We start from the raw sequence: 13,227 nt of genomic DNA, 5'->3' as shown, positions 1-13,227 counted from the left end.
ATTTGAAATTGTTTTATTATTAATTTACTTTTTGAGGAACCTCATCCAGCATTGCTATTTTATTCTGATAATACTTATAGGTCTCAAATTGTGCTCTAAATGGGGCATGATGATTTTTAGGTTTATATTTATTATCTAATTTATACGAATGATATCTCACTTTTACGTTTCCTTTCCAGGCAATGTTGAAATTATCTATCAGTTCTTTTTTAATTTCAAGGTCATAGATCGGACACGTTACTTCAACTCTTCCGTCAAGATTTCTGGTCATGAAATCGGCAGATGAAATGTAAACTTCTGTTAAACCTGCATTTCCAAAAATATAAACTCTTGAATGTTCCAAATAATTATCAACGATGCTTATGGCTTCAATGTTTTCGCTCATTCCCGGAATTCCAGGAATTAAAGAACAAATTCCTCTCACTTGAAGCTGAATTTTCACACCGGCATTACTGGCTTCGTATAATTTATCGATCATTTTAAAATCAGATAAACTATTCATTTTTAATTTAATATGTGTCTTTCTACCCGCTAAGGCATGAAGAATTTCACGATCAATCAGTTTTATAAATTTTGTTCTGGTATAATGCGGCGACACAATTAAATGTTTGTATCTGTGAACTCTATAATTAATGTCAAAAAATTCAAATATTTTTGATGTGTCTTTCAAAATTCCCTGATGGCAGGTAAGAAGCGTAACATCGGTATAAATTTTTGCGGTCGATTCGTTGAAATTTCCAGTTGAAATGAATCCGTAACGTCGGTTTTTATCTTCTTCTGTTCTTTCAATAACACATATTTTACTGTGTACTTTAAGACCTTTCATTCCAAAAATCAGTTCGATACCTTCTGTCTGCATTTGTTCTGCATAGGAAATATTCGAAGCTTCATCAAAACGCGCCTGAAGCTCGATTTGAACCACTACTCTTTTTCCATTCTTAGCAGCATTAATCAGCGAACTGATAATCTGTGAATTTTTTGCTAAACGATATAAAGTAATTTTAATACTTGTAACTTTAGGATCTAAAGCTGCTTCGCGCAAAAACTTTGTCAAATAAGAAAAAGACTGATATGGTGCATGTACCAAATAATCTTTTTTACTGATTTTTTCTAAAATACTTCCTTCTAAACTTAAACCCGGAACCGGAAGCGGCTCATTTGGCTTATACAATAAATCGTAACGTCCTAAATTTGGAAAGCTCATATAATCACGTCGGTTGTGGTATCTTCCTCCTGGAATAATACTATCTGTTTCGACGATTTTCATTTTATCTAGGAAGAAACGTAGCGTATCTTCTTCGATTAAACTATCATAAATAAAACGAACTGGTTCTCCTATTCGGCGGTCTTTTACAGATGTAGCAATTTTTTCCAGCATACTTTTACTCAAATCACTGTCAATGTCCAATTGCGCATCACGAGTAATTTTGATCATATGCGCCGAAACAGTCTTATAATCAAATATATTGAAGATGTTTTTTAGTTTAAAACGTATAACATCATCGATTAGAATTACATATTGTTTTTCGTCTTCTGAAGGAAGAACGACAAATCTGTTTATGTTTTTCGGAATTTCGATTAAAGCATATCGAACCTCATCATTTTTCAATTCCAAACGTACTGCCAAATATCCTAAGGTATCTTTTAACACTGGAAAAACAGCCAAATCATTCAGAATAATTGTTACTAATTCTGGACTTAATTTTTGGGTGAAAAAATCTTTTAAAAAGCATTCCTGCTTTGGCGTGATCTGATCTTCGTTGATAATAAAAATATTTTCAGATTCAAGCTCTGCTTCGATATTTCCTAAAATACGTAAACTTTCAGACTGCTGCTGAATTACGATTTCTGTAATATCTTTAATTAATTGATGGGCAGAAATACCTCCCAAATATTTTTCGCCAGAAATTCCAGAGAGACTTAATCTACGAATGGCTGCATACCGAACTCTAAAGAATTCATCTAAATTGTTTGAAAAAATTCCAACAAAACGCAGTCTGTCTAAAAGTGGAACCGTGTTGTCTGCTGCTTCTTGAAGCACTCTTGCATTAAACGCTAACCAGCTTTTTTCTCTATCGATATATTTCTGTTCGTACACTGTAATTATTTTAAATCTTTGGGGAAAATAGTTTTATGTGTTTTGCCTTTATCGATTGTGTTCCAGCTGTCGGCATCAAATTGCAATGAGACAAAGCCAGATGTTGGAACATTTTCTATAAAAACATCCCCAAATTTATTAACAAAATTTGTAATAGCCTCGTTATGTCCGAAAAGAATAACGCTTTCAAAACTATTATCACACGATTTGATAACTTTTTCGAGTTGTTTGTCATCAAAAGTATAAAGGTCATCCTTATAAACGATGCTTTCTATAGGGTAAGAAATGTTTTGTGCAAAGATTAAAGCTGTTTCTGAAGCTCTTGCTGCAGTACTGCTCCAAATTATATAGGTTTTAGGAAGGTAATCTGAGATATTTAATGACACATCATGCGCGTCTAAGATTCCTCTTTTCATTAACGGACGATCGAAATCTTTTAATGGTGCTTCCCAACTTGATTTAGCATGACGTATTAAAATAAGATTTTTCATAAACAATAAATTTAAAAACCTGACTTGCAGACTTATATTTTTAATTAAGTTCTAATTTACAAAAGATATTTTAAACCTTTTCTTTTTTTTATTTGTGTTAACATTATATCCAAATTTTAACAAGAATGAATAGTTTATTAATCGTTAACTTTTAAGTATAACATAAAACGCAGATTTTTCTTTTTTATGTACTTCATCTATAAAATGAGTATTTAGTCGATATTCTTTAAATTTTCAAAATTTTAACTAAATATTTGATTTTTAACAACTTACAATATTTAAAAACGCTCTGTTTTCAACAAAAAAGCAAAAAAAATGTATTAAAAATTTGGCTTTTTTGTGTTAAAAAAAATGCTTTTTGACGCTGTTTTATATACAAAAAATACATTTCAACGAGTTTTTAGGTTAGTTACAGACAAAAAAAATCAAAAATAAATAGACCCTATAACTTTGATTCTGTTAAAATTTTATAAATACTTCAAAACAAAGTCTTAAGTTATGAGAACTAAATCTACTCTTGAAAAAGCAGTAAAATTTGTTTACAATTGTAAGTTTATTTTTTCGTTCAAAAAGAACATCTTTCAAAAAAACATTTTTTTCGTGCTGTTTTTTTTAACAACAACTTTTTCATTTGCTCAAAGTGAAAATGTGGATTCGTACTTAACCAACTTAGAAAATTCGGGACAGGATTCTAAGCTTAGTGATCTCAAACATCTTCTTTACGATTTACAATCAGCTGTTTATGTTTCTTCTGGAGATATAAATATTTACGGCGACCAGCCTACTGCTTTGTTCACAGATATTAGTTCGGTTAATAGTCTTAATTCTTCTATTGCTACAAAAAGTGACATCGAAATTGTATCGATTAAAATTGAAAAAACGACAGATTTAAACCAATCCATCGATCTGAATGCTTTCTCCGCTTTCGAAAAATTAAAATACATTTTCATCATTTCAGGAATTGGGACTAATCCTTCTGTTATCAATAATTTGATAAAAAATGATACTTCAAAATATGTTCTTCTGTATAAAATTTCTATAGGCGGATAATTTAAAAAACTACTATTATGAAAAAAATCTACTCTCAATATTTTGCGGTTTTTTATTTCTTGTTGATGCTTATCATTGGTATTACTGAAGCAAATGCGCAGGTTATAAAACCGTTTAAAGAAAGAACATCTTCTTATTCTCCTACCAAAACGATTTATAAAATTAAAGGAGATTTTACGATGATTGGAAACACTAATCTAACTATGCAGAATTATGACGCTGGTGAAACCAACGGACCTTTCCCGATGGTATATGTAGATAAGGATAATAACAATCAAACTGTTAACTCTTCTGCGGCAACTTTGGATTTGCTAAATGACAGCGGAGTAAAGTTAACGAACTGCTATAATATTGTTTATGCTGGATTGTACTGGACTGGGAGAGTTTCTGATGCGGCTTACAGCCCAAACTCTTTTAATGTGACTAAAAATGGCGTGAATAAAACTTTAGATAAAAGAAAAATTCTGTTTAAAGGGCCTAATGACAGTACTTATGATGAATTTACGGCGACAGATATTTATTTTCCGACAAATGCAGATAACAATATGTTTACTGCTTACGCGGAGGTTACGGATTATGTTAGAACAAACGGAATTGGTGAATATTTTGCGGCCAACATTGCGGCAACTGAAGGCGCTGACGGAGGCGCGATAGGAAAATATGCGGGATGGGGTTTGGTCGTGGTTTATGAAAATTCTAACATGAAAAACAGAGATATTACTGTTTTTGACGGACACGCTTTTGTGCAAAATAATATAACCGCAGAACATAGTTTTCCTGTTTCGGGCTTTAACTCTGTAACATCTGGGCCAGTCGATGTTAAACTTGGAGTTATGGCCGGCGAAGGTGATGTGAACTATGAGGGTGATTACTTTCAGATTCAAAAATTGAATACCAACAATTATTTAAGCTTAAGCCGAACTGGAAATTCTGCCAATAACTTTTTTAATTCTTCTATTAGCACTGGTGGAAACAACCGAAATCCGAATTTGGTCAATAATTCGGGACTTGATATCAGCATGTTTAAACTTCCAAACAGTAACAAAGATATTATTGGAAACAATCAGACCTCTACGACTTTTAAATATGGATCTACGGTTGACACCTATACGATTTTCTCGATCGTAATGGCAATTGATGCATACGTACCAGAAATTGAAGGTGTTCTTACAGCTACAACTATTAACGGAAGTTCTGCTGGTGCTGGTCCTTACACTGTTTTGCCAGGTCAAGAACTTGGTTATAAAATACAAATAAAAAACAGAGGTTCTGAAGCGATTCAAAACAGCAAGATTGTTATTCCAATTCCGTACAATGCCACATTTGTTAGCGGAAGTTTAGCTAAAACAGTGAATTTCAATCCAGCTCCTTCTCCAAATTTGCTTACTTACGAACCTACAATTGGCGCCAACGGATCTATTGTCTGGAACATTGGCACATTACCTTTACCATCTGATCCAAATACTGTTTTGGCGGAGCTGACCTTCCAATTAAAATCTACAGAAAACTGTGCTTTGCTTAAAAACTCAAACTGCAGTAATGTAGTTCAAGTAAACGGCTCGTTAAGCGGACAAGGTGTAAATTCGACTGTAACAGTAACCGACAAACCTTTAATTTTAGGTTATACAACCTCTGGAAGTTGTACAGGAACTACTATATCTGCACCGCTTCAAACCACTATAGATTCTTCAAATTATACAAATGTGAATTGTCAGGCTACTTCACCAACTATTTCTTTTACTTTTTGTAATAATGCATCCTCAATTCCAATTACAGATGTAACGGGTTCGTTTCCTTCTGGTTCCACATTTTACAATGCATACCCAGTAGTAGCGGGAACAACAACCCAATATACGATTAACAACCCTTTCCCTGCGACAGTGGGAACATCAACTTATTATGCAATTCCTCCCGGAGCTGCTGCCGGATGTTACTTTCAATTTACGATTAAAGTTGAAAGCATTACAACAATGCCAACTGTTACAGATCCTGTAAACTATTGTATTGGCGATAATGCGCTTCCTTTAACTGCGGTACCAAGCAAACCCGAGTATACATTATACTATTACCAAACTGCCACTTCAACAGGCCAGCAGACATTAACACCTTCTACTGCTGTTGCAGGACAATTTACTTATTATGTTGCAGAAGGAAAAACTAATGCTTGTATTGGTCCTAAAAAAGCAATTGTAGTCAATATAAATTCAAAACCAACAATAACTATAACCAATCCACTTCCTATTTGTGCACCAGCAGCAACAGTAGATTTAACCGCTGCAAATATCACTGCTGGCAGCACATCAGGTTTGACTTATACCTATTGGACTGATGCTGCTGCGAGTATTCCGTATGCCAATTTTAGTACTGCCGTTCCTGGAACTTATTATATCAAAGGAACAAATTCTTCTAATTGTTACGATATAAAACCAGTCGTAATTACCAAAAGCACCGTTATAGTTACAGAATTAACGGCTTCGCACGTAGATGTAAAATGTTTTAATGAAGCTACTGGCTCAATTATTGTAAATAATGCTTCTGGAGGAGTTGCCCCATACACTTATTCATGGAAAAAGAACGGTTCTGCGTATGCTGGAACTTCTCAAACTTTAAATAATTTGGGATTTGGAGTTTATGAGGTTACAGCAACTGATGCCAATGGCTGCCAAGGAACAATAACAATTAGCATTTTACAACCCAATGCACCTTTAGCCCTTGCAGTTTCTTCAAAAACAGATGTTTTATGTTTTGGTGAAAGTACTGGATCTGTAACTGCAGGAACAATTACAAATGCTGTGGGAACACTAACTTATTCTTGGAAAAACAGCGCAAATGTTGAAGTAGGAAGTACAGCTTCTGTTTCAAATCTGCCTGCGGGAACTTATACTTTAACGGTAACCGATTCTTGTTCTTCTCAATCTAATTCGGTTACAATCGATCAGCCACTCGCTGCTTTAACTTTGGGAATTTCTTCTAAAACAGATGTTTTATGTTTTGGTGAAAGTACTGGAACTGTAACCGCAGGAACAATTACAAATGCTGTGGGAACAGTAACGTATTCCTGGAAAAACAGTGCAAATGTTGAAGTAGGAAGTACAGCTTCTGTTTCAAATCTGCCTGCGGGAACTTATACTTTAACGGTAACCGATTCTTGTTCTTCTCAATCTAATTCGGTTACAATCGATCAGCCACTCGCTGCTTTAACTTTGGGAATTTCTTCTAAAACAGATGTTTTATGTTTTGGTGAAAGTACTGGAACTGTAACCGCAGGAACAATTACAAATGCTGTGGGAACAGTAACGTATTCCTGGAAAAACAGTGCAAATGTTGAAGTAGGAAGTACAACTTCTGTTTCAAATCTACCTGCGGGAACTTATACTTTAACGGTAACCGATTCTTGTTCTTCTCAATCTAATGCTGTAACAATTTCGCAGCCACAAAATGCATTAAGTGCAGTAAAAACACAAACTGATGTTACTTGTGGAGGCGGTAATAACGGTTCTGCTACCGTAACGGTTTCTGGCGGAACTTCTGGATATACTTATACTTGGAATACAAATCCTGTGCAGACAACTGCTTCGGCAATTGGTCTTACTGCTGGAAACTATAGCGTTGTTATCACAGATGCAAATGGATGCCAGCTTTCGGAATCATTTACAATTATTGATGGAGATTCTGTTATACCAATTATAAACCCGTTACCACAAACAACTACAATTTATTGTCCAGGAGCGCCTGTTTTTGAACAAGCAACTGCTTCTGATACTAATGGAACTATTTCTTTATTAACCTACGTTGATACTATTACGCCAGGAAATTGTGCTGGATCGTATACAACTACAAGAACTTGGACCGCAAAAGATACTTGTGGAAACATTTCGCTTCCTGTTAGCCAAAGCATAATGGTACAAGATAATACTCCTCCAACTTGGACAACTCAAGAGGGAACTTTAGATCAAACTATTGAGTGCAGTGACGCATCAGCTTTAACAGCTGCGCAGGCTTTATTTCCAACAGCGTATGATACTTGTGATGCTGATGTAACCAATATTGTAAAAGTTAGCGGTTCATTTACAGCTTCTGCAAATTGTGCAAATGCTGGAACTTATACCAATACTTGGACTGTGAAAGATGACTGCGGAAATACTTCTGATACTTTCACGCAGGTGATTACTATTCAAGATACAACTGCACCAATATTTACAGGTACTCTTCCTTTGGATATCGAAGTATCTTGTGACGCAGTTCCTGAACCAGCTGAGATGCATGCTTCAGATAATTGCAATGGAGATTTGCCAATTGTATTCTCCGAAACAAAATCGGATATTCAAAATGGATGTGCTTCTAACTACACTTTAACCCGCACATGGAAAACGAGTGATTGTAGTGGAAACACAGCATCATATACTCAAATTCTTACTGTAAGAGATAAAACGGCTCCGACTGGAACAGCTCCTGCGAATGTAAATAATTTAGCCAGTATAGATTTGATTCCTGTCGGAAGTCCATCAGACATAAAAGATGCTGCTGATAATTGCAGTCCAACAGTAAATATAACTGTAGCAGATACCAGTACTGAGTGCGACGGAAATGTTTCTATCGTAACGAGAACTTACACTTTAACAGATTGCGCTGGAAACATCACTAAATTGGTTCAGACCTTTAGTGTAAATTGTAAAGTTATAAAAGTCATTGTAGCGAATGATGATACTGCTGGACCAGTTGCCGGTGTAAATCATAGTACCACAAATGTCTTGAATGTGTTTTCAAACGATACTGTTGAAGGTATCTCAGTAACTCCAACCGATGTAATACTGACAACCATAACACCAAATAATTATTTACAATTAAATCCTAATGGTTCTGTAGATGTATTACCAAATGCGCCGGCAGGAACATTAACATTAGTATATCAAATTTGTGAAGCAGGCCAAACAGATAACTGTGATACTGCAACTGTTACAATTACAATTGAAACACCAAAAATGACGGTTACTGCAACACCTATTTGTATCAACGACGTTCCTTACATTGATTATGTGGTTACTCCTATAAACTTCACTCCTGTGAACGGATTAACAATTGCTTGGGCAGACAGTAGCAATACTATTATTACAACAATGACCGATTTACCCTTAAATGGTCGTGTATTATGGCCTGGAGCTGTTGTCGACGGAACTGGAAAAGGAATTGACTGGCCGGGATGGATTTTTGAAAACAATACTTGGATCCAAGGTCCTGATGGATTTGAAAAATTACGTCCTGCAGCTAATCTGATAATATCTTTAAATCCAACCGAAACTATTACTGTTAATTACCCTCCAGCAGATCCGTATTGTACTGCCAGACCAGCATTTGCAATTAATGCTAATGACGATAATCCAGCACCAATTACAGGACCTGGAGCAGTTACCAATATTGTAAATGTTCTTACTAACGATACATTAAACAATAATGCTGCAAATATTAATGATCTAACATTAACAATTGTAACGCCAGATCCTAAAGGAGTTTTAACATTAAATCCAAACGGATCGGTAGACGTTGCTGCCAATGCACCTGCCGGTACTTACATATTGACTTATCAGATTTGTGAAAAGGCCGATTTTGGAAACTGTGATACAGCTATTGTAACTATCATAATTCTAGATGCTCCTGCTCCGCCTACTCCAGTTGTGGCTAATGATGATAGTTACAACAATATCGGATGTAATACTTTTGGACTTGTCGGCAATGTTTTAAGTAATGATTTCAAAGGGCTAAATCCTGCAACGCTGCAACTAGTAAACTTTATGCTTATTAACGAAAATAATACTAAAACAGATCCAAACATTACAATTGACGCTTCTGGAAATGTAACCGTTTCTAGTTTGACACCAGCAGGAAATTACACTTATAGCTATAGAATTTGTGACAAATTGAGTGCTGAGAATTGTGATACTGCAATTGTCACTATTTCTGTAGTTCCAAACGGAATTACAGAAATTAAAAGTACAGCTTGTACTGATGATTCAACCCTGATTAACTTAACAACTTTACTGCCAGAAGGCAGTCCCACTACTGGTTCTTGGATTGATAGAAATAATACGAATAGCCTTCAGGGAAGTGTATTTAATCCTTTTGGTATAGCGCTTGGTAATTATTCTTTTGAGTATATAATAGCAGATGAAAAATGTCCAAGAAGTATTGTCCTAGATATGGAAGTAAACGATGATTGTAAAGTACTAGCCTGTGGCAATGTTTTACCTCATAATGCCTTTTCTCCAAATGGCGACGGAACGAACGATATTTTCAAAATTGACAATATTGAAGATTTAACTTGTTATCCAGAAAATACAGTTGAAATATATAACCGCTGGGGAATTCTAGTTTTTGAAACCAAAAATTATAACAATACAACAAATGCATTTGACGGTAACTCAAGAGGAAGAACAACTGTAAAGCAATCTGACGGACTCCCAACTGGTACTTATTTTTATATTATTAATTATAAGTCTGTCGATGGAAACAACACTATTCAAGATAACAAACTAGACGGGTATTTATATCTATCGAAATAATTCCATTTTGAATAAAACAACTAACTGATTTTTAAATCATTAGTAACATTAAAATAATATATCTACTATGAGAACAAAATTATTTTTCTTCGTCATTCTGTTAGTTACCTATATGGGGCATGCACAACAAGATGCGCAGTTTACTCAATATATGTACAATACCATAAATATCAATCCTGCTTATGCCGGTTCTCGTGGTGCATTAAGCATTTTTGCGCTGCATCGTGATCAATGGGTGGGACTTGATGGAGCTCCAAAAACCAATACAATTTCAGTAAATACCCCAATTAATAATAGTAATGTCGGACTTGGAGTGTCTTTGGTAAACGACAAAATTGGTCCAACAAATGAGAATCAATTTTCTGTAGATCTGTCTTATACAGTTCCAACCTCAGAAACTTGGAAACTCTCTTTTGGTATAAAAGGTACAGCCGATATTTTTAATCTTGACGTAACAAAACTAAATCCAGAAACTCAAGGAGATCCGCAATTCCAGAATCTGAACAATGATTTCTCACCCAATATTGGTGCAGGTATTTATTGGCATTCTGATAACGCTTACATCGGATTATCTGTTCCAAATTTTATACAAACCAATCGTTACGACGACAATGATGTTGCCATTTACAAAGACAAAATAAATTACTATTTAATGGGAGGTTATATTTTTGATTTTTCTCAAGAAGTAAAATTCAAACCTGCAGTTTTAACTAAAATGGTCGAAGGCGCACCACTTCAAGTTGATGTGTCTGCTAACTTTTTATTCTTTGAAAAACTCACCTTGGGTGTTGCTTACAGATGGGATGCTGCTGTAAGTGCAATGGCAGGATTTCAACTCACAGACGGACTATATCTTGGTTATGCCTATGATAATGAAACGACCCGATTAAGAAATTACAATTCTGGCTCACATGAAATTTTCCTGCGCTTTGAATTCTTTAAAAACAATGGTAAAATGACAACTCCTCGTTTCTTCTAAAAAAAAGTATTATGAAAAACTATACACTATATTTCTTCACAATCATAAGTGCTTTTTCATTTAGCAGTTATGCACAGCAGTCAAAAATAAATTCTGGAGACAAAAAATACGATAATTACGCCTACGTTGATGCCATAAAAACTTATGAAAAAGTAGCCAATAAGGGTTATAAATCTGAAGACATGTTTAAAAAATTAGGCAACTCTTATTATTTTAATTCTGATTTTGAAGGTGCCGCAAAATGGTATGGTGAGTTATTTGCCATGAATAGTGTTGTTGAACCAGAGTATTATTATCGATACGCCCAATCTTTAAAGTCTACTGGAGATATTGCTAAGGCAAATAAAATTTTTGATGAATTTAATACTCAATCAAAAAACGATACCAGAGCCAAACTTTATAAGAATGATGTCAATTATCTCGATGAAATTAAAGCAAATTCTGGAAGATATAAAATTGAAGATGCTGGAATAAACAGCAAATATTCAGATTACGGATCTTTTGTTTACAATAATAAAATCTATTTTGCCTCGGCAAGAGATACAGGAAATTTTTCGCAACGAAAACACAAATGGACAGGAGAATATTTTACGAATATTTACAATGCAGATCTTAATCCTGAAACAGGAAAAGCTGCAAAAGTAAATAAGTTTAAATCTGCTATAAATACAAAATTCCATGAAGCTTCTCCAGTTTTTACCAAAGACGGAAAAACAGTTTATTTTACTAGAAATAACTACATCAATGGAAAAAAAGGAAAAGACGATAACAAGATTACGCTAATCAAAATCTATAAAGCTGAATTGGACAGTAATAACAAATGGACCAATATTGCCGAACTTCCTTTTAACAGCGATAACTACAGCGCTGGACATCCAGCTTTAAGTCCAGATGAGAAAACATTATATTTTTCATCAGATATGCCCGGTTCAGTAGGACAATCAGACTTGTATAAAGTGAGCATTAATTCTAATGGCGGATACGGAACTCCTGAGAATCTGGGAAATACAATAAATACAGAAGGAAAAGAGACTTATCCTTTTGTTACAAATGAAAATGAAATCTACTTTTCATCAGACGGACATCCAGGTTTAGGAGGATTAGATATTTTTGTTGCTAATATCGAAGAAAATGGTACAATCACTAATATTCAAAATGTCGGAGGAGATGTGAATTCCCCAAATGATGATTTTGCCTATATCATTGATCCAGTTTCCAGAAGAGGATATTTTAGCTCTAATAAAGACGGTGGACAAGGTTCTGATGATATTTATAAATTCTTAGAAACCAAAAAACTAAAATGCATTCAAGAACTGGAAGGCATAATAACAGATGCCGAAACAGTAGCAATTCTGCCTGGAGCAATAATTACTTTATACGACAATCAAATGGCAGTTAAAAACTCTACTGTTTCTGACGGTTCAGGAAAATATTCTTTTCCTGTAGAATGCGGCAAAACCTATAATGTAAGAGCAGAAAAGCCTGAATACACCACAAAAGAAGTTAATGTTACTATTGCCAAAACAAGCGGTAAAACAACTTTACCAATTGCATTAGAAAAATCAACCTGCAAAGTTACTGTTGGAGATGACCTCGGAAAATGTTTTGGAATTAAAATGATTTATTTCGATTTGAATAAATACAATATAAGAACAGAAGCTGCTTTAGATTTAGAAAAAATATTGGTTGTTTTAAACGATAACCCAACAATGAAACTCGATATTCGTTCGCATACAGATAGCAGAGCAACACATCAATACAATGAAGTTTTATCTGAAAGAAGAGCAAAATCAACTATAAAATGGCTGATTAAAAATGGCGTAGCCCCAAACCGATTAACCGGCAAAGGATACGGCGAAACACAGCTTGTCAATCAATGTGCTGACGGTGTAAAATGTACCGAAGAAGAACATCAAGCCAATAGAAGAAGTGAATTTATTATTACTGCTTTATAAAAATTGATCATTTCATTTTAAAAAGGCTGTCTGTAAAAGACAGCCTTTTTTAATGTAAAAAGTCGTTGCAATTCAAAGAATTACAACGACCTCTAAA

Annotated in this window: 6 protein-coding genes; 4 read left to right on the top strand and 2 right to left on the bottom strand. The window is 34.6% G+C overall.

What is annotated here, in order from left to right:
• Positions 1-19: 19 nt before the first annotated feature.
• Positions 20-2,098 carry a polyphosphate kinase 1 gene (gene ppk1, locus EDB96_RS08565; RefSeq protein ID WP_057116450.1) on the bottom strand — a complete coding sequence of 693 codons (2,079 nt, stop codon included), beginning with the start codon at positions 2,096-2,098 and terminating at the stop codon, positions 20-22.
• Between the two features lie 5 nt (positions 2,099-2,103).
• A complete protein-coding gene (locus EDB96_RS08560) occupies positions 2,104-2,589 on the bottom strand; it encodes a SixA phosphatase family protein (RefSeq protein ID WP_134140156.1) in 486 nt (161 codons plus the stop codon).
• 498 nt (positions 2,590-3,087) lie between these two features.
• On the opposite strand from EDB96_RS08560, the gene EDB96_RS08555 reads away from it, so the two are divergent.
• The 4 genes from EDB96_RS08555 to EDB96_RS08540 all read left to right on the top strand — a co-directional run bounded on the left by EDB96_RS08555 (position 3,088) and on the right by EDB96_RS08540 (position 13,130).
• A complete protein-coding gene (locus tag EDB96_RS08555; protein WP_134140155.1) occupies positions 3,088-3,639 on the top strand; it encodes a hypothetical protein in 552 nt (183 codons plus the stop codon).
• Positions 3,640-3,656: 17 nt separating this feature from the next.
• Positions 3,657-10,196, top strand: coding sequence for a gliding motility-associated C-terminal domain-containing protein (locus tag EDB96_RS08550; protein WP_134140153.1), 6,540 nt, complete (start codon positions 3,657-3,659; stop codon positions 10,194-10,196).
• Positions 10,197-10,263: 67 nt separating this feature from the next.
• Positions 10,264-11,175 carry a type IX secretion system membrane protein PorP/SprF gene (locus tag EDB96_RS08545; protein ID WP_057116455.1) on the top strand — a complete coding sequence of 304 codons (912 nt, stop codon included), beginning with the start codon at positions 10,264-10,266 and terminating at the stop codon, positions 11,173-11,175.
• A gap of 11 nt (positions 11,176-11,186) precedes the next feature.
• Positions 11,187-13,130 carry an OmpA family protein gene (locus tag EDB96_RS08540; RefSeq protein ID WP_134140151.1) on the top strand — a complete coding sequence of 648 codons (1,944 nt, stop codon included), beginning with the start codon at positions 11,187-11,189 and terminating at the stop codon, positions 13,128-13,130.
• Positions 13,131-13,227 lie beyond the last annotated feature (97 nt).

Source organism: Flavobacterium sp. S87F.05.LMB.W.Kidney.N (assembly GCF_004366435.1).
Taxonomy (GTDB): domain Bacteria; phylum Bacteroidota; class Bacteroidia; order Flavobacteriales; family Flavobacteriaceae; genus Flavobacterium.
Note: the sequence above shows the minus strand (reverse complement) of the source record. Positions and strands in the feature narration are given on the sequence as shown.